Source organism: Phycisphaeraceae bacterium, assembly GCA_019454185.1.
Taxonomy (GTDB): domain Bacteria; phylum Planctomycetota; class Phycisphaerae; order Phycisphaerales; family UBA1924; genus JAHBWV01.
In genome coordinates this window covers 1,204,129-1,222,971 of record CP075368.1, presented here as the reverse complement: position 1 = coordinate 1,222,971, position 18,843 = coordinate 1,204,129, and the positions used below count along the sequence as shown (strand labels likewise).

The following is an 18,843-nucleotide window of genomic DNA, read 5'->3' as shown; positions in this document are numbered from 1 at the left end:
ATTTATGCCGCTCAGATGCCGCGTTCAAGGCCGCTCGCGAACTCCCGCACCAGGCGCTCGCACGCCATCTCAACAGACTCACCCGCCGACTCAATCTCCGCAAGCCGCCGAACAATCGCACTCCCCACGATCACACCATCGGCATGACGCGACACCTCGCGCACATGGTCGGCGGTGCTCACGCCAAACCCACACACCACGGGCGTCGGCGTCGCCCGACGCACCGCGCCGACAACGCCTCCCACACTGGGCGCATCGCTCCGTTCGCCGGTCAGTCCCGCTCGCGCCAGCACATACACAAAGCCCGTGCACGCCTGAGCGATCTGCGCCAGCCGCTCGGGCCTGGTCGTCGGTGACACCAGGAGCGACACCGCGACACCCGCATCACGTGCCGCGCCGAGAAGCTGCTCGCTCTCCTCCAGAGGCGCGTCAGGGAAGATGAATCCATCGACCCCCGCCTCAGCTGCTTGACGAACAAACCGCTCGCTCCCCCCCAGTCGCGTGACGATCGAAACGCTCACCATCACGACGATCGCGGCACGGATCTCTGCACGAACGCCGGCGATCTGTTCGAAGACCGTCGCCGGTGTCATCCCCCGCTGCAAGGCACGATGCATCGCCGCCGCGATCACCGGACCATCCGCGATCGGATCAGAGAACGGAATCCCGACCTCGATCACGGACGCGCCGCCACGCTCGCATCCCCTCAACACACCGGGCAGCGAATCCACGCTGGGATCGCCAGCCACAAGAAATGGCATGATCGCCTTCTGGTTCGACTCTCGAAGCCCCCGAAACACCTCAGCTACTCGGTTCATGGTGACACAGGGTAGTTTCATGGTGCCCAGATGCCAAACCGATCCCGACTAGACATCGACAACTTCCCCAGATTGCCTCTTGCAACCATCCTCTCTGATCCGGTATTCTCCCTACCTGACTCGTTTCTTGGGTTGCGCCCCCCTGGAGTGCATTCGTCCGATGAACCACGAAGCATCGACACATGACCGAAGGGGTGGCCTGCTCGGAGGGTTTCGTACCTGCTGATGGGTCAGTTCAGAACAAGAAGGGGTAGAAAGCATGAGATTGCGGAATCTGACATTGTGCGGCATCGCCGCGCTCGCGTGCGGCACGGCACTCGGGCTCAACCCAACGCCGAATGCGGGCGTTCAGCCCGTCGCCGAGGTCGCCCGGGGCGACGCCTTTGATCTTGAGACAATCTTTGTCCGCTGGGCACCCGGAGCACCCGCGGAACTCCGGCAGATGGCAGTCGCCGCTGCTGGCGCGACCCTCGTTGCCGCGGACCACGCAAGAGACGTCTGGCAGATCCGCTCCAACGACCGCCAGCTCGCCGTCAATACCCTGCGCAACCTCGGCCCCGGCGTCATCCAGACCGCGGAGCACGCAGAAGAGTTCCTGCGTGCCGAGTTCGGCCTGAGCGGATTCCAGATCTTCTCGGTAGAAGAGACATCGGCCCGCGCGAACACGGTTCAGATTCCCCTCATGCTCGATGGCCGCATCGAGTTGGCCGTGCTCGACCGAAGCAGCATGAGATCGCCCACATTCAAGGTGCTTGTCGATGATGGCTCGGGCGAGCTCCGCGAGGCACCCGCCCCGCCTGTTCTCACCTACCTCGGCGTGCTCGACGGCGTAGATGGCTCGATCATCTCCGCATCGCTCCACAACGGACTGACCGCGCAAGTCCGAATCGATGGGCCGTTCCCACGCGAATTCACTGTTCAGCCCCTTCGCGAGGTCTTCGCCGGTGCGCCCGATTCCGCCCATCTGGTCTACACCCCAGGGCAGGTCATCGATCAAGGACGCCTCTGCGGCGGCTCTCCACTGCACCATGAGATGGGGCCTGCCGTTGACGCTCTCGAAGCGCCCGATGGCAACAGCCGCGTCCGCAAAGAGTGTGAGATCGCCTTCGACACAGACTTCGAGTTCTACCAGTTGAATGGCAGCTCGATCCCCAACACGGTCGCAGACATCGAGGGCGTACTCAACAACGTGCGCATCACCTACGAGCGCGACTGCGACGTCACGTTCGTCATCACCACGATCATCGTCCGATCCAACTCCAGCGATCCCTACACCTCGACAAACGCCGAAACCATGCTGAACGAGTTCCGGAATCACTGGCTCGCGAGCCAGACCGGAGTCCACAGAGACATCGCCCACATGATGACCGGAAAGAACATCAACGGGGGCACCATCGGCATCGCCTGGCTGAGTGCCGTCTGCACAAACTTCGGCTTCGGGCTCTCGCAGTCGCGATTCTCCTCCAACACGAATCAGCGTCTCGCCCTCACCGCACACGAGATCGGCCACAACTTCAGTGCCGGCCACTGCGACGGGAACGGCGACTGCCACATCATGTGCAGCGGCCTCGGCGGCTGCAACGGGCTCGGCAATCCGCCCTTCTTCGGCTTGCAGGAACGCAACACCATCAACACATACGCGCAGGGCCGTGGCTGCCTCGCCACCGTCGGCAACACACCGCCTTCCATCAACATCATCTCTCCCTCGAACGGCGCAACCTTCACTCAGGGGAACGCCGTCAGTTTCGTCGCCGGAGCGACCGACGCCGAAGACGACAACAACGTGCTCTCTGCCTCTATCGTCTGGACGTCGAATCTCCAGGGCTCCCTCGGCGTCGGCTTCAGCATCTCCCGGTCGGATCTTGTCGTCGGCACACACACCATCACCGCCAGCGTGACCGACTCCGGCGGGCTCAACGCTTCTCAGAATCGCTCCATCACCATCAACCCGCTTATCACAATCCCCAATGCTCCCAGCGGTCAACTCGCATCAGAGACCACACCGGGCTCTGCGCTTCTCACGTGGACCGACAACTCGAACAACGAAACCTCGTTCACCGTCCAGCGCCAATTCAAGGTCGATGCGACTTGGACCGGCACAACAACCTTCGCGGGCGTGCCTGCCAACTCAACGTCGTACGCCAACACACCCGGCCAGGGCGTCTGGCGCTACCGCGTCCGCGCGAACAACAGCGCTGGCTCATCGGTCTATACCGCATGGGCCAATGCCCTCCCGCTCGGGCCGTCCTCTCCCGCCGTCGTTCGCGCCGGCAGCATCGTGACATTCTCATGGACCGACAACTCACTCTTTGAAGAAAACTTCGACGTTCAGCGTCAGCAGCGCGTCGGAACGACCTGGACGAACAACGTTGTGCTCGTCCAGCCCGCCAACGCCACCTCGTACGTTGAGTCCCCCGGATCCGGACAGTGGCGCTACCGCGTCCGCTCCAAGGTTCCCGGCAGATTCTCCGCGTACAGCGCGTGGGTGACCATCACCGTTCCATGATCCGTCTTGATCGAACCCATGGATGAACAGAGGGGGTGGCCGAGTGCCACCCCCTCTCTCTTTGCATCAATCGCTCTACGCCTTTCAGGCCGCGAAGCCATCGCGATCTACGCGATCACGTCTGGCAGTTGCTCCATCCCCTCTGTCAATACCCTCGGCCCATCCTCAGTGATCAGAACGTCGTGCTCATAGTGAACACTCATCGAGCCGTCACTCGTGAACACCGGCCACGCGTTCTTGTGCTGCACCACCCCGGACGTCCCCGCACCGATCATCGGCTCCACCGCGATCAGAGTGCCCGGGCGGCACGGCAGCTTGCCGTCCTCCCATGTCTCAGGGAACTGGACCAACACATTCGAGATATACGGCGGGCTGTGCAGCTTCCGCCCATATCCATGCCCCCCGAGCCCGCGCACAAGGAAGTACCCGCGCTCTCCCTCGACATACCCCTGCACCGCTCGCGCCCAGTCCTCGAACGTCTTCCCGGGACGCAACTGCGAGATCCCGCGCCGAAGCGACTCTTTCCCGCAATCCATCAACGCCCGCACCTCCGGGCGCGGCTCGCCGAACACATACGTCCATGCCGCATCGCCGATCCAACCGTTGTGCACCACACCGATGTCGAGCTTCAGCACGTCCCCATGCGTCAGCGGCCTCTCGAGATACCCCGCCGTGCCATGCACCACGCACTCATTCACGCTCAGGCAGGCGTGCGACGGAAAGGGCGGCGACCGCCCCGCTCGATAGTGCAGAAACGCAGAACGGCACCGCAACGATGCCAGCACTCTCGCAACCTCCGCATCGATCTTCGCAAGCGTCATGCCGGATCGCATCCAGCCGGCCATGTGCCGGTGCGTCTCGACAACACACCGCGCCGCGGCAGCCGCCGCATCAATCTCCGCCGGTCGAAGTGGGGGGGGCAAACTCATGCGATCGCATCGTAGCGATCAGGCCGACGGTGTCACCTCATCGCCGCCATGCACGACCTCGCCCGCAATCATCGTGAGATCAACCGGGTTCCCGCCAACCTCATACGCCAACGCCCGCTCGTCCGTGTGGCTGAGCAGGATCAGATCCGCCCGCTTCCCCGATTCGATGGTCCCGCGATCTCCAAGCCCGAGCAGCGTCGCCGGATTCACGGTTGCCGCAGCGATCGCCTCGATCGCCGACAGCCCGAGATGCCGCACGGCAAGCGCGATCGCCAGCGGCATGGACGAGCTCGGTGCCGATCCCGGATTGCAGTTCGTTGCGATCGCGAGCGCTCCGCCCATCTCGACAAACCGCCGAGCGGGTGCATATCGGCCGTCGAGATGAAATCCGCACACCGGCAGCGCAACCCCGAACGTCGAGGAAGCCGCCAACACCCCAAGCTCGCTCTCTCTCGCGGCCTCCAGATGGTCAACGCTCACCGCGCCCAATCCAACAGCCGCCGGCACCATCCCGAGTGAATTGAACTGATCGGCGTGGACTCGGATCGGATGTCCCATCGACCTCGCCTGCTCGAACAGACGCATCGCTTCCTCGACGCTCCACGCCCCCTTCTCGCAGTACGCATCGACCGTTATCCCCGGAAACTCCGCGCTGACAGCGGGCAGCGTCTCGTACACCACACGCTCCGCAAAGTTCGGCACATCGGCGTCGATCGCATGGCCCAAGAGCGCGGTCGGCACCACCGTCCCCTTCCAGGCGGTCCCCGCAGAGGCGATCGCCCGGAGCATCTTCAACTCATGCTCCGTCGTCAGGCCATATCCGCTCTTGGCCTCAACCGTCGTCGTCCCCTCTCTCGCCATCAACTCCAGCCGTCGCATCAGATTCGTCGTCAGATCGGGCTGAGACGCCCTGCGAACCGATCGCACGGTCGACATGATCCCACCGCCCGACCCGAGTATGTCCAGGTACGAAGCACCCGCACGCTTCATGTCCCACTCATCGAGCCGATCCCCCGCCCAGCACGCGTGTGTGTGGCAATCGACGAAGCCCGGCATCAAAATCCTTCCCCGCCCCTCGACGATCCTGCTCGCCGATGGAGCCCGCACCCCGCTCTCAACGCGCGTGATGCGTGCGCCCTCAACCAGCACATCAACCCCGTCGCGGACCGATCCCGCGCCAAGCTCGCCCAGCCGCCTCGGCGTTGATCCCGCTGCCAACGTCACCGCCCGCACGTTCCGAAAGAGAATGCTCAACGACGACCCTCCGGCTCTCCACGTGTCCACGCTGCCGCACCTTCACCTCGCCCATCATCACTCCATCGCCCCGCAAGCCCCCGCATGAACACGAGGAAGAGATGGGCCGCCAGCCGCGCCGTGCGACCGTCCTGATCGAATCGAGGGTTCAACTCCATGATGTCAAAGCACCTGATCCGTCGCGATCTCCCGAGCGTCTCGACAAGCCGCTCGACATTGCGCGGCTCCATGCCGCACGGATTCACCGCGCTCACACCCGGCGCGAACGCACCGTCGAACACGTCAAGATCCAGCGAGGCGAACGCGTTGAGCGGCTCCTCCCGTGCCGATGCCTCAAACTCCGCGCAATCCATGACCCGGCCCCGCTTGTCGGAAAAATACTCCACATGCTCCGAAGCGTTCACCATCGGGTTCATCCCGATCAGCCGCAGCGACTGAACGCCGCACTCCTCAATCAACCGCCTGAACGGCATCCCCGAGCCGATCGAATCTCGCACATCCAGGTGCGCATCCATGTAGTACCCGACAAGCCCGGGATATCGAATCGCCACCGGCCTCACAAACGCGAACGTCAGATCATGGCCGCCGCCCACCCCGATCGGAAAGAGCCCCATGTCGAGCGCGGCCTCAACCGCCAGCGTCACGCGCCCGTGCGTCTCCGCGAGGGCATCCGGCGAGTCGCCACCCGCCGGAACGACATCGCCCGCGTCGTACACGCCGGGCCACTCCCATCCCGATGGCTCCCGCACACCGTATCTCGCGAGTGCGCTGCGAAACGCCGTCGGCCCCTCACACGCTCCGGGCCTGCCGCCGTTCATCCGCACACCAAGATCGTCCGGCAGCCCGATCAACGCCACGCGGCAACCCTCGGGGCTTCGTGAGATCGCCGATGCGAATCGCGAAGACGCCACGTGCTCCGGCCAGACAGCCGGACAGCAGTGGGGGAGTGACGAAGGGGAGGAAGATCCCATGACCGCAGTCTAGCAACTCATATCACCAGTTCCGCATCGGCACCCGAACGCCCCGCTCATCCGCACACCGCTGCGCCTCGGGATATCCCGCGTCGGCGTGCCTGAAGACCCCCATCGCGGGATCGTTCGTCAGCACACGCTCCACCCTCGCCGCGGCTTCCGACGTGCCGTCAGCGACGACGACCTGCCCGGCGTGCTGGCTGAAGCCGATGCCGACGCCGCCTCCGTGATGGAACGACACCCACGACGCGCCTGACGCAACATTCACCATCGCATTGAGCAATGCCCAGTCGCTGACGGCATCCGTCCCGTCCCTCATCGCCTCCGTCTCGCGATTCGGACTTGCCACCGAACCGCAATCCAGGTGATCGCGTCCGATCACGATCGGTGCCTTCACCTTGCCGGTGCGCACCAGTTCATTGAAGAGCAGCCCCGCCTTGTGCCGCTCGCCGTAGCCGAGCCAGCAGATCCGCGCGGGCAGACCCTGGAACGCGACACGATCCTTCGCCAGCGTCAGCCACCGATGCAGCCCTTCGTCCTTGGGGAACAATTCCATCAACGCACGATCCGTCGTGAAGATGTCCTCAGGATCACCGGAGAGCGCAACCCACCGGAAGGGCCCGCGCCCGACGCAGAACTGGGGCCTGATATATGCCGGCACAAAGCCGGGGAACTCGAACGCTTCCTTGAACCCCGCATCGAACGCCCGTTGGCGGATGTTGTTCCCGTAGTCAAACGTCCTGGCACCCTTCCGCTGCAACGCCACCATCGCCCGCACATGCCGCTCCATCGACGCGATACTCAACTCTGCGTACCGCTTCGGGTCCCGTTTACCGAGATCCCGCGCCGAAGCGAACGTCATCCCCGTCGGCACATAGTTCTGCACATCGTGCGCGCTGGTCTGGTCGGTCAACGCGTCCGGCGTGATCCCCCGCTCGAGCATCCTTTCCAGCAGATCCACCGCGTTGCACTCGACGCCGATGCTTATCGCCTTCTTCTGCTTCGCGAGTGAAACCGCGCGATCAACCGCAGCATCGATCCCGTCCACCACCTCATCCAGATACCGATCCTTCACGCGCCGATCGAGCCGCGTCCGATCCACATCCGCAATCAGACACGTCCCGCCGTTCATCGTCACGCTGAGCGGCTGCGCACCGCCCATCCCGCCGCACCCCGCCGTCACACACAACCGCCCCGCGAGCGTGCCGCCGAAGTGCTGCCTCGCGCACTCGGCAAACGTCTCATAGGTCCCCTGCAGAATGCCCTGCGTCCCGATATAGATCCATGACCCGGCGGTCATCTGCCCGTACATCATCAGGCCCTTGGCCGCGAGATCGTCAAAGTGCGCCTGCGTCGCCCAGTGGGGGACCAGGTTCGAGTTCGCGATCAACACACGTGGCGAGTCCCGATGCGTCCTCACGACGCCCACCGGCTTTCCCGACTGCACGAGCAGCGTCTCGTCTTCCCCGAGCGACTTGAGCGTCTCCACAATCGCATCGAACGCCGGCCAAGACCGTGCCGCCTGCCCTCGTCCGCCGTACACCACGAGCGTCTCCGGATGCTCCGCAACCTCAGGATCAAGGTTGTTCATCAACATCCGCAACGCGGCCTCCGCCTGCCACGTCTTGCAGACTCGCTCATTCCCACGCGCCGCTCGAACCACGCGAGCCCCAGCCGACTGCTTCACCTGATTCGCTTCCATCAGTGTCATCACTCGCTCCTCACACGCCGCTCATCGCACGCTCGATCTCGCCGCTCCGGATCAGCCCAACCGCCGCCTCGATATCCGGCGCTGGCGACCGATCCTTCTCCAACGCGGGCACCACTCTCCGCACCGCCTCATGCACCCGCTCGATGCCCTTTCCAGTCTTCAACGGACGATGCGCCTCAATCCCCTGAGCCGCACAGATCAACTCGATCGCCACAACGTGCATCGCAAGATCCGCCGCACGCCTCGCCTTCGCCGCCGCCCGAGGGCCGAACGAGTTGTAGTCCTCGATCCCCGCGCTCGTCACGATGTTCGCCACGCTCGCCGGCGTCGCCAGCCCGATGATCTCATTGCACAGCGCTGCCGCCGTGTACTGAGCGATCATCAGACCCGAGTTCAACCCCGGCTCCGGGCTCAGATACGGCCTCAGGTGACTCTCCGCATCAAACGCCGAAAGCATCCAGAACGTCCGCCGCTCGCTGATCCCCGCGATGTGCGAGATCCCGATCGTCGCCACGTCCAGCGGCACCGCCAACGGCATCCCGTGAAAGTTTCCCGCAGAAACCACATCCCCGCCCCCCTGCCCGCTCCCCGCGAAGACCAAGGGGTTGTCCGTCACTGCGCCCAGCTCGCGCTCGACGCACTCGCGAACATACGCAAAGCAATCGGTCGCCGCACCGATCACCTGAGCCATGCACCGAAGGGAGTAGGGGTCCTGCACGCGAGGGTCGTTCTCCGCATGCGAAGGCAGAATCTCACTCCCCTTCAGCAACGCCAGCACCCGCGCCGCGACATCCTTCTGCCCCGGCTGGCAACGCGCCTCGTGAACCCGAGGATCAAGAAACGCATCCGTCCCGCGGCTCGCATCGATCGACATCGCCGCAGCCGCGATCGCCGCACCCGTCAACAACTCCAGTTCAGCGCACAGCAGCACACCCTGCGCCGCCATCAGATGCGTGCCGTTGATCAGCGCGAGCCCCTCCTTCGCCTCCAGCACAAGGGGCTGAATCCCGGATACTCGCATCGCCTCGGCCGCCGTCGTCCGCTTCCCTCCGAACTCAACCTCCCCCTCACCGATCAGCGCGCACGCGACGTGCGCCAGCGGCGCAAGATCGCCCGACGCGCCCACGGAGCCAAGTGACGGCACGATCGGCGTGATGCACGCGTTCAGCATCGCAGCGATCGTCTCGACCACGACCGGCCTCACGCCCGACATGCCTCGCGCCAGCGAGCCCGCCAGAATCACCATCATCGCCCGCACCACATCCGTCGGCAACGGCTCCCCAACCCCCGCTGCATGCGATCTCACGAGGTTCCGCTGCAAGTCCCGCAGGTCCTCGGGCGACACCCGCTTCCGCGAGAGCGATCCAAACCCAGTGTTGATCCCGTAGTGGGGCTCCGCCGAGTCGCGGATCCCCTCGATGACCGCCCGCGATGCAAGCATCGCACTCGCTGCATCCCCACCAACCCTCACGCCCCGCCCTCGGGCTGCGTGCAGCACCAGATCGATCGCCAGTGGACCGGTTCCGAGCAGGATCTCCGCCTCGTGATGCGCCATGGTCCAATCGTCCACGACAGACCACCGGATAGCAAGGCGCAGATCCTTGATTCCGCGCGATCACAGCCCCGGAACCACACTCTTCTCGTCCAGCGACGCGCCGTCCCCGCTCCGTCCCGTGGTCCGATCGATTCCCATCGCATCAAAGATGCGGTCCCGCACCCTCAGATAATCGGGCGAATCGATGTCGCGAGGCCGAGGGAGATCAACCCTCACTTCCTCCTTGATCGTGGCCGGGCGGCGCGTCATCACGAGCACCCGGTCGGCCAGTTGCACCGCCTCCTCAATGTCGTGCGTCACGAACAGGATCGTCTTCTTCTCCTCCTGCCAGATGCGGATCAGGTCCGCACGCATCTTCAGCCGCGTGAGATAGTCCAACGCGCCGAACGGCTCATCCATGTAGATGATCGAGGGCTGCGAGGCCAGTGCACGGGCGATCTCGACCCGCTGACGCATCCCCCCCGAAAGCTCACGCGGGAACGCACGCTCAAACCCCGTGAGCCCGACCATGTCGATGTAGTGCTGCACGATCCGCTGGCGCTCCGACGGCTCGCGTCTCTGCAGACCGAATCCCACATTCTGCGCCACTGTCAGCCAGGGAAAGACGCCGTTCTCCTGAAACACAAAGATCCGCCTCGCATCCGGCCGGCTCACACGCTTTCCCTCGACCATCACCTCGCCCGAGGTGGGGGGGATGAACCCCGCCACAATGTTCAAGAGCGTCGATTTGCCGCACCCCGAAGGGCCCACGATGCAAACAAACTCACCCGCACGCACATCCGCGTGCACACCCTCGAGCACATGCACATCGCTGTCACGCGATTTGCCGGCGAACGTCATCCACACATCCCGTACGCGCACCACCGCGTCGGCGCTCTTTCCCGCGAGGGACGCGCCGCCCGTTCGACTCCCCGGATCAGACTCCGCGCGTGTCATTGGTTGTGATACCCCCAGCGCACCACGTCCATCCGTTCCATCCGCCTCACCAACAGGTCGAGCCCCAGTCCGATCAGCCCGATCATCACCATCCCCGCAACAACGAGGTCATACCGCTTCCCGGCATTCCTCGCGTCGATGATCAGGAATCCAAGCCCCGAACTCACGGCGATCATCTCCGCCGCCACCACAACCAGCCACGCGATGCCGAGCGCGATCCGAAGCCCAGTGATGATCTGCGGCAGCGTCGCCGGCACGATCACCCGCCGGAACAGCTCGAACCTCGACAACTCGAAGTTCCGCGCCGCCCGCACATACACCGGCTGGATGTTCGCGACCGCCGCCGCCGCCGATACCGCAATCGGGAACACGCTCGCCAGAAAGATCAGGAAGATCGGGGCCGCGTCCGACACCCCGAACCACAGAATCGCTACCGGAATCCAGGCGATGGGGGAGATCGGCCTCAACACCTGGATCACAGGGTTCAACGCCTGAAACGCCCACCTGAACCACCCCATGAACAACCCGAGCGGAATGCCCACCGCCATCGCAAGCGTGAAGCCCCACGTGACTCGGAACAGCGACGCGACGATGTACTTGTGCAGCAGCCCCTTCTCGATCAGCTCCCCGATCCCCCTCGCAACCTCGATCGGCTTCGGAAAGAGGTCACTCCCCGATATCCGCACCAGCGCGTCCCACATGCACAGAAACAGCACGCCCACCAGCGCCGGCAGCGCATACCGCTCCAGCCGACGCTGTGTTCTCACGCTCGCCCGCCGGGTGGAGCCGCTCACTTCGGGCTCTCCCAGAGGTACGGCTTCACCACCGCGTCATCAGGCACAAACGTGGTATCGCAGTAGTCGTCAAACCCCGCCTTCCCCTCAAGGATCCCGCCCTCACGCCCCAGACGCTCGATCTCCTCGAAGTCCTTCCGACGCAGTGCCAGATTCGTGTACTTCACACGGTCCGGCGGCTTGCTCAGGACATGCTGCAAGAGCCGCGGGTCCTGGTTGTAATAGTGGCGGCTCACAAAGTCCGCGGCCTGCATCCGATGATCCATCGACTCGTCGATCCACTTGCCGCTGCTGGCGATCCCATCCACCAGTCGCTGCACCGTCTCGCGATCGTTCTTGATCGCGTCCTCATGCACCGCAAGCACGCAAGAAATGAACTCAGGCCACACATCCTTTGTCAGGTACAGAATCCGACCGTACCCGTCCAGCTCCGTCTGCCCCATGAACGGCTCGCCCGATGTGATCGCATCGACCGCCTTCGCGTAGAGCGCCGCGGGCATGTCCGGGGGAGGCATCTCCACAAGCTTGATGTCATTGATCGACATCCCGCGCTCGCGCAACGCCTTGAACAAAAGCAACCGCTGATTCGAGAAACGATTCGGAACCGCGACAGTCTTCCCCCTCAGGTCCTCGATCCTGAAGATCGAAGAATCCTTGTGCACCATCATCGCCGTGCCGTCGCGATGCCCCAGATACACAATCTTCAGCGGCACACCCTCCTCGCGAAGCCGCATCGCCATCGGCGCGAGAATAAATGTCGCCCGCGTGTACCCTGAGAGATACGCCTCTTTCAACTCCGGCCACCCATTGAACCGGATCGGCTCGAAGATCTCCTCGCCCGTCATGCTCTTATTAATGAAGTGCGTCACCGGGCACGTCAGGTGGCACGTGACCGGCAGGAAGCCGATCTTGAACGTCTTCCCGCCATCACCCGCCCGCCGCGGCTTGAAGACATCCAAATTGATCGCGCCGTGGGCCAGCGTGATCAACACGACCCAGAGCGCAATCAGAGCCACAACCCTCACGAGACTCCGCATACCAGCATCCTAACGGCAGAATCACGCTATCGCCTCAGCAAACCCCAAAGCCCGCCCCCAATACAACGTCCTATAATACATGTTATGTAAAATAGAGAGGACCGGGCACCCGCTCATCCGAGCTCCCGGGCCATCCACAGCGTGCACGGCATCGGATCGTCGTTGTACCTCGGGATACGCACGAACCCCAGCGACTCGTACAAACACACCGCCGCCTGCAACTGCTCATCGGTGTCCAGCTTCATCCGGGCGTAGCCCGCTCGCCTTGCTTCTTCGAGCAAGCGCTGGCAGATCGCACGCCCAACCCCCATCCCCCGCGCCGACGCCCGTGTGTACAGCCGCTTCATCTCGCACGAACGCCCAATCTCGCCGGGCATGGGCGCCAACTCGCGCATTGCCACGCATCCAACCGCCACCTCGCCGACGTAAGCGAGCAGGATGCACCCATCGGGCCGAGCGTACTTCCCCGGGAGCGTCGCAAGTTCCTCCTCGAACCCCTGGTACTCGAGCCCGTGCGGAAGAACGCACGCGTACTCCCTGAACAGCGCGGCGGCTACTCGCATCGCCTCGTCGCCGGATGCCTCGACAATCCGGAATCGCTCGCTCGTCACGCCCGCTCCTCCTCACCCATTCAGCGCGTCGACGCATCTGCTCACGACCTGGGCTAGGGGCACGACCTCGCCCTTCCCCTGGGTGTCCTTCCTCATCTTGAACTCAACGCCCCCCTGCTCCAGCGCTTTGTCACCGATCGTCAGCCGCACGGGGATTCCCACAATGTCCGCATCCTTGAACTTCACGCCCGGCCGCTCGTCGCGATCATCGATGAGGACATCAACGCCAGCCGCCGCAAGATTCGCGGCGATCTCCTTCGCGACCTCATGCTGCTTCGCATCCTCCGGCTTCATCAGCGTGATCAGCACGTGGTACGGTGCGATCGCCGGCGGCCAGATGATTCCGTTGGCATCGTGGCTCATCTCGACGCACGCAGCCATCGTGCGGCTCACACCTATGCCGTAACACCCCATGATCACCGAACGCTTCTGCTGCTTGTCATCCAGCACGCCGAGCCCCATGGCGTCGGAGTACTTGGTGCCCAGCTTGAAGATGTGGCCGACCTCGATGCCGCGTGCCGCGACCAGCGTCGCCCCCGCCGCTCTCGGGCTGGGGTCCCCCGCCATGGCGTTCCGGATGTCCGCCACCTTTACATAACTCGGGTCATCCAGTTTCTGACCCACGTCCCGCCGCCAGTTGAAGTGCTTCACATGATGGTCCGGCTTGTCCGCACCCGTCGCCCAGAACCCGCCCATGCTCGCGTCGTTGTCCACGAGCAGCAGCGTCCCCGGCACCGTGTTCACCGTGCGGGGCGAGACATACCCGATCGCGAACCCCGCGGCTTTCGCGGCCTTCTCATCCGCGAGAGCGACCTGCCACCCGCTCGCCTGCTTGACCTTCCCCTCGTTCACGTCGTGATCACCCTTCACACACGCGATGATCCAACTCGGCTGCTTTCCCCCCACCATCATCTGATTCGTTCCGGGCGCGGGTCCGGTGACCTGGAAGACAATCGTCTTCAGCATCCGATCGGGCTTCACCTTCATGAACTTCCCGACCTCGTCAATCCCCGGCAGATTCGGCGTGTGAACCTCCGTCAGCTCACCCGTCGCCGGCTCTTGGAACGTGCCCCTCGCCCGCTCGCCGATCTCGCACTTCTCCACGTTCGCGGCGTACCCCGACACAGGACACTTCAGGATCGTGTCCTCGCCGCTCTCGCAGTTCACCATGAACTCGTGGCTCGCCGAGCCGCCGATGGGCCCGCTCTCCGCCTCGACCGCCGAGTAATCCAGCCCGCACCGACTGAACGTGTTCGAGTACGCCTTGTACATGGCGTCATACGCCTCGTTCAGCCCCCCCACTCCCTCCACCTCAAGATGGAACGAGTACGCATCCTTCATGATGAACTCGCGGCAGCGCAGCAGCCCCGCACGGGGCCGCGCCTCATCGCGAAACTTCGTCTGGATCTGGTACAGCCCCAAGGGCAGTTGCTTGTAGCTCGTAATCGAGCCCCGCACCATCTCTGTGATCGTCTCCTCGTGCGTCGGCCCCAGCGCCGCCACGTTTCCCTTGCGATCCTTCACAGTGAACAGCAAGTCGCCATACGCCTCGTGCCGCTTGGTCTCGTTATAAAACTCCATCGGCACGAACACGGGCATGAACAGCTCGCGCGATCCGGCCCCATCCATCTCCTCACGCACGATCGCGCTGATCTTCTGGAGCACCCGCCACGCCAGGGGCAGATAGTCATACACCCCCGCCGCCACCTTGCGGATGTATCCGCCCCGCACCAGCCAGATGTGGCTCGGCGTCTCCGCGTCGGCCGGCGCTTCGCGCGCCGTCGGAATCAGCGTCTCGGCCCAACGATGCACGGCACCGCGACCATCATTCCGAGCGCCAACGACGAGCTTTCCGCCTTCACTTCCGGCCATTGCAAGTCTCCATGTGACAACAGGCGGCAAGTGTAGACCCGGCCGATTCTTGGGTGGATCCGCTCTTGGTGGCACCACGCTCCAGAGCGTTCTGCGCTGAATCAGTAAGCAGAGCAAAGTGCCACTGACCCGCTCCGGGTCCGTGCTCCCTGCACCCACTGTTGATGTTTACCCCTGCCCCATTCCCACAACCCCACGCTCCCGCAGCGCGGCCTTCCAACGCCGACGTTCCGCCATCGCCGCGCCATCCCCCTTCGCCCACCAGCACGAGGTCGGATCAACGCCCATGTCGATCGCAAGGTCAGCGATCTGAAGATCACACAGATCGATGAACGGCGTCTGAACATCGACCTCCGCCCTCGCTTCCAGCGATGCAAGACGCCCGATCAGCGTCGCGCGATCGATTCCCTCCGCAACGCGATCGATCTCGACCTCGGTCTCGCTCCCCGGAGCCGCACAGTGCGCACCCCACACAACCGCCCCGCACCCCAACCTCGCGCCCGCGATCGCGCACGCAAGCAACACCAGCCCGCTCGCTCGCTCGACCGACATCTCCTCGCTCGGCTCGCCCCGCGCCACGATCGGCATCCCGAGTGCCTCGGCCTGGGCCGCCGCACACCGAAGCATCGTGCTGTTCCCGATCAGCCACGCAACCGGGCCGCGAACTCCATCGCTCGCCCCAGCCGACACCTCTCCACCCACACTCTCAAGCCGCCCCTCGCGCGCCATCGCCGCCGCCACAAGTGACGGCAACGAACCATCCATCAGCACAAGCGTTCCGGAGCCCGATCGCACGCCCCCATCGTACCGGCGCGCCCCCCACCCTGTCACACCCGGGCCGTTGCATACGCACGAGGCGCAAGTCCTGTTCCAGGAAAGATTTATTGACTTTTCTCAACCTTGAGGCATGCTCCTCATGTGGAGAAAGTACGACCGGTGCGTGAACACCGGCTCGTGGGTCAGGAGTGGCGTCATGAATCCCAAGGTCCTTCTCTTGCGTGCCGCACGCGGCATCGCCCTCGCTCTCGCTCTGCTCATCCTCGCCCCGCCCGCAACAGCAGAGATCATCGAATGGCGGCGCATGCACCAGTTCACCACCGGCGGCTCAAATCCCGCAGGCGACGGGTTCGGCAACTCCGTCTGGCAGTACGAATGGATGACCGGCGACGCACTCTCCGGCACGGATCCCTGGTGGGACAACGCAACCACACTCATGGTCTGGGACCCTGACTGGTGGGGCCGGGGCGTCGGCGCGTGGTCAAGGGGCGACAACCTCTCCCCGATGGTCAACCACACGCTCCTCACGCACAATCTCTACACCATCTCCCACCCCTACATGCCGCTCGTGCGATGGACCAACCCCTTCGCCGGTGACACCGATTTCTCGATCGCTGGGCTCCTCCGCGTCGTCTGGAACGGCCCCGGTTTCGTCGGCTCCGACACCCTCGTCGATGTCATCCTCGCCCATCAGGACGGCTCAACCGGAACCAAGTCCATCCTCTCATCCTGGACCGTCGCCAAGCCCACGCCCGGCGACTCCGTCCTCGACTCGCTCGATCTCCCGGTCTCGATGTCCATGACGCTCGCCCACGGCGATTCACTTCTCATCACCCTCCGCGGCCACACCGTCTTCTCCCCCTTCGGCCGCTGGGTCGAAATGTGGGACCTCCTCCGAATCCAGACCGAGATCGTCCCCTCGCCCGCAAGCGGCCTCGCGCTCCTCGCTGCCGCGCTCCTCGCACACAGACGGAGACCAATCACACACTGAACCACTTCTTGTCCAATAAAAATTGATCGCTGGGACCCAATATCGAGTATCCTGAGCACCGGGAGGCAACGCCCCTTCCCGGATGCTGTCCGGGGTCTCGGAGGGTCCCATGGCTCGCCGCCTCGCCGATCTCGCTCGTGCATCAATCGCTTCTCTCGCCCTCTCGATGCTCACTGCCCACGCCTTCGCGCAGTACATCGTGAACGTCGGTGTCGATGCCCCCGATGCCGACCTGACCGACGGTGTCGCTGACATCGACCTCGCCACGCCAGGGCTCCAGACATCGCTCCGCGCTGCGATCCAGGAGATCAACCTCCTCCCCGCCGGCTCGGTCTCCACCATCCAGTTTGCGCACAACTACATCCTCCTCTCCTTCGGAGGCGTCGGCGACGACACCGCGCTCGTCGGCGACCTCGACATCCGTAACAGCGTCGTCATTCGAGGCAACGGCCAGGGCGTGACCACCATCGACGGATCCGTCCACGCCGATCGCGCCTTCCACATCATCAACATCCCCGGCATCGTCGTCGAGTTCCGCGATCTCTCCATCATCGACGCCACCAGCCCCACATCCCCCTTCGGGCCAGGGCAAGGCGGCGCGATCAAGCACGATGGTGGCGACCTCATCATCGACAACGTCGCCTTCATCAGGTGCCGCGCCATCGGCTCGGTGAACAGCGACGGTGGCGCGATCCACTCCTCCGCACGCATCAGCTCCAACAACTGCTACTTCGAAGCAAATCGCGCCGACGGCAACGGCGGCTCCATCCACTCCGACGCCTACTGCGGCTCCACCAACGAGGTCCACATCCAGAACGTCGCCACCCGTCGGGGCGGAGCCGTCCACTCCACCGGCTTCTACGACACCATCTCCTCACGATACATCGGCAACCGCGCCCAGCTCCAGGGCGGCGCGGTCTACATCGCAACCGGCGCGCAGGGATCCTTCCTCTTCGATCACTTCGAAGCGAACGATTCCGCCGCATCAGGCGGTGCCATCGCAAACGCCGGCCCCATCGACGTCCAGAACTCCCGCTTCATCCTCAATCGCTGCACCGGCTCCGGCGGAGCCATCAGGATCAGCGCAGACTCCACCATCACGCAATGCACGATCGACGCCAACGTCGCCAACTCCTTCGGGGGCGGCATCGCCGTCGATCTCTCCGCCACAGCCACGATCTCACAGATCGACGCCTTCCTCAACATCGCCCATCAATCAGGGGGCGGAATCTCCAACGGGGGCGTCGTCTCCCTCAAGAACTCAACGCTCCGCGACAACTTCGCCAACGGCCCCGGTCCAGCCGGCGCGGGCGGCGCAGGCGTCTACAACCTCGGCTACATCGACATCGTCAACTCCACGATCATGTTCAACCACGCGCCCGCAGGCCGCGGCGCGGGCGTCCTCAACGCCGGCTTCAACAGCACCGCCGACATCACCGCAACAACCATCGCCATGAACGATGCCGCCGTCGGACACACCATCTTCTCCGGAGGCGGCTTCGGCCCCGCATTCACCAACATCACCCACACCGTCCTCTACACAAACTTCCCGGGCCCCGGCGTCGCCGGCCCCGACCCCATCGCCTCTCTCGGCTGGAACTTCGATGCCGACGGCACCGCGCTCCTCGCCGGTCCCGGCGACCTCTCCGGCACACCCGGCTCACCGTGGGATCCGATGCTCTCCCCGCCGACCTTCGTCCCCGGCTCCAGAGGTCCCATGCTCCTCCCCGTCGCGCCCAGCCCCCTCCGCCAGGCAGGAGGCCCCGGCCCCATCACCTCACCCAACGGCAACGTCATCCTTGACGATCAGGCCCAACGCGCGCGCCCGCCGCACTCCGCCGATGTCGGGGCCGCACAAGAACCCTGTCGCGCCGACTACAACCTCGACGGACTCGCCGACATCCTCGACATCCTCGACTTCTTCAACGACTTCGGCAACCTCAACCCCCGCGCCGATGTCAACCTCGACGGCATCATCGACATCCAGGACTTCCTCGACTTCTTCAACTGGTTCGGCATCGGCTGCCCGTGATCGCGACGACCGCTCCCGCTGGCACAGCTCCCAAGACCGGCCTGCCCTC

15 protein-coding genes are annotated in these 18,843 nt (G+C 64.3%); 3 read left to right on the top strand and 12 right to left on the bottom strand.

Annotated features, from left to right (window positions below; all coding sequences use genetic code 11):
* Positions 1-11: 11 nt before the first annotated feature.
* On the bottom strand, positions 12-818 hold the full coding sequence (gene trpA, locus KF838_05090) for a tryptophan synthase subunit alpha (GenBank protein QYK49229.1): 807 nt from the start codon (positions 816-818) through the stop codon (positions 12-14).
* A 259-nt stretch (positions 819-1,077) separates the two neighbouring features.
* Between trpA and KF838_05085 the strand changes: the two genes are divergently transcribed.
* Positions 1,078-3,324 carry a hypothetical protein gene (locus KF838_05085; protein ID QYK49228.1) on the top strand — a complete coding sequence of 749 codons (2,247 nt, stop codon included), beginning with the start codon at positions 1,078-1,080 and terminating at the stop codon, positions 3,322-3,324.
* Between the two features lie 107 nt (positions 3,325-3,431).
* Here KF838_05085 and map read toward each other — a convergent pair whose 3' ends face one another.
* From map to KF838_05030, 11 genes are all read right to left on the bottom strand, one after another.
* Positions 3,432-4,253 (bottom strand): type I methionyl aminopeptidase, encoded by an 822-nt coding sequence (gene map, locus KF838_05080; protein ID QYK49227.1) that lies wholly within the window; start codon positions 4,251-4,253, stop codon positions 3,432-3,434.
* Between the two features lie 18 nt (positions 4,254-4,271).
* Positions 4,272-5,507 (bottom strand): imidazolonepropionase, encoded by a 1,236-nt coding sequence (gene hutI / locus KF838_05075; protein ID QYK49226.1) that lies wholly within the window; start codon positions 5,505-5,507, stop codon positions 4,272-4,274.
* Positions 5,504-6,478 (bottom strand): formimidoylglutamase, encoded by a 975-nt coding sequence (locus KF838_05070; GenBank protein ID QYK49225.1) that lies wholly within the window; start codon positions 6,476-6,478, stop codon positions 5,504-5,506. The genes hutI and KF838_05070 overlap by 4 nt, the downstream gene beginning before the upstream one ends.
* Positions 6,479-6,500: 22 nt before the next feature.
* Positions 6,501-8,189, bottom strand: coding sequence for a urocanate hydratase (hutU, locus tag KF838_05065; protein ID QYK49224.1), 1,689 nt, complete (start codon positions 8,187-8,189; stop codon positions 6,501-6,503).
* A 10-nt stretch (positions 8,190-8,199) separates the two neighbouring features.
* A complete protein-coding gene (gene hutH, locus KF838_05060) occupies positions 8,200-9,744 on the bottom strand; it encodes a histidine ammonia-lyase (GenBank protein ID QYK49223.1) in 1,545 nt (514 codons plus the stop codon).
* A 60-nt stretch (positions 9,745-9,804) separates the two neighbouring features.
* On the bottom strand, positions 9,805-10,680 hold the full coding sequence (locus tag KF838_05055; protein ID QYK49222.1) for an ABC transporter ATP-binding protein: 876 nt from the start codon (positions 10,678-10,680) through the stop codon (positions 9,805-9,807).
* Complete coding sequence (locus tag KF838_05050) at positions 10,677-11,474, bottom strand: ABC transporter permease (GenBank protein ID QYK49221.1); 798 nt, start codon at positions 11,472-11,474, stop codon at positions 10,677-10,679. The genes KF838_05055 and KF838_05050 overlap by 4 nt, the downstream gene beginning before the upstream one ends.
* Positions 11,471-12,511 carry an ABC transporter substrate-binding protein gene (locus tag KF838_05045; protein ID QYK49220.1) on the bottom strand — a complete coding sequence of 347 codons (1,041 nt, stop codon included), beginning with the start codon at positions 12,509-12,511 and terminating at the stop codon, positions 11,471-11,473. The genes KF838_05050 and KF838_05045 overlap by 4 nt, the downstream gene beginning before the upstream one ends.
* Before the next feature lie 113 nt (positions 12,512-12,624).
* Positions 12,625-13,122 (bottom strand): GNAT family N-acetyltransferase, encoded by a 498-nt coding sequence (locus tag KF838_05040; GenBank protein QYK49219.1) that lies wholly within the window; start codon positions 13,120-13,122, stop codon positions 12,625-12,627.
* 12 nt (positions 13,123-13,134) lie between these two features.
* The gene (locus KF838_05035; GenBank protein ID QYK49218.1) at positions 13,135-14,994 is read right to left on the bottom strand and encodes a proline--tRNA ligase; all 1,860 of its coding nucleotides are present in this window, start codon (positions 14,992-14,994) and stop codon (positions 13,135-13,137) included.
* Positions 14,995-15,162: 168 nt separating this feature from the next.
* Entirely contained in the window at positions 15,163-15,789 is a 627-nt protein-coding gene (locus KF838_05030; GenBank protein QYK49217.1) for a hypothetical protein, read from the bottom strand.
* Positions 15,790-15,967: 178 nt separating this feature from the next.
* On the opposite strand from KF838_05030, the gene KF838_05025 reads away from it, so the two are divergent.
* Together KF838_05025 and KF838_05020 are read left to right on the top strand one after the other, a co-directional pair.
* Complete coding sequence (locus KF838_05025; protein QYK49216.1) at positions 15,968-16,762, top strand: hypothetical protein; 795 nt, start codon at positions 15,968-15,970, stop codon at positions 16,760-16,762.
* 109 nt (positions 16,763-16,871) lie between these two features.
* Positions 16,872-18,794 (top strand): hypothetical protein, encoded by a 1,923-nt coding sequence (locus KF838_05020; GenBank protein QYK49215.1) that lies wholly within the window; start codon positions 16,872-16,874, stop codon positions 18,792-18,794.
* The last annotated feature ends 49 nt before the right edge of the window (positions 18,795-18,843 follow it).

Coding starts and splice junctions, on each gene's coding strand:
- trpA (QYK49229.1), bottom strand. CDS start 818: ATGAACCGAGTAGCTGAGGTGTTTCGGGGGCTTCGAGAGTCGAACCAG.
- KF838_05085 (QYK49228.1), top strand. CDS start 1,078: ATGAGATTGCGGAATCTGACATTGTGCGGCATCGCCGCGCTCGCGTGC.
- map (QYK49227.1), bottom strand. CDS start 4,253: ATGAGTTTGCCCCCCCCACTTCGACCGGCGGAGATTGATGCGGCGGCT.
- KF838_05070 (QYK49225.1), bottom strand. CDS start 6,478: ATGGGATCTTCCTCCCCTTCGTCACTCCCCCACTGCTGTCCGGCTGTC.
- hutU (QYK49224.1), bottom strand. CDS start 8,189: ATGACACTGATGGAAGCGAATCAGGTGAAGCAGTCGGCTGGGGCTCGC.
- hutH (QYK49223.1), bottom strand. CDS start 9,744: ATGGCGCATCACGAGGCGGAGATCCTGCTCGGAACCGGTCCACTGGCG.
- KF838_05055 (QYK49222.1), bottom strand. CDS start 10,680: ATGACACGCGCGGAGTCTGATCCGGGGAGTCGAACGGGCGGCGCGTCC.
- KF838_05045 (QYK49220.1), bottom strand. CDS start 12,511: ATGCGGAGTCTCGTGAGGGTTGTGGCTCTGATTGCGCTCTGGGTCGTG.
- KF838_05035 (QYK49218.1), bottom strand. CDS start 14,994: ATGGCCGGAAGTGAAGGCGGAAAGCTCGTCGTTGGCGCTCGGAATGAT.
- KF838_05025 (QYK49216.1), top strand. CDS start 15,968: ATGAATCCCAAGGTCCTTCTCTTGCGTGCCGCACGCGGCATCGCCCTC.
- KF838_05020 (QYK49215.1), top strand. CDS start 16,872: ATGGCTCGCCGCCTCGCCGATCTCGCTCGTGCATCAATCGCTTCTCTC.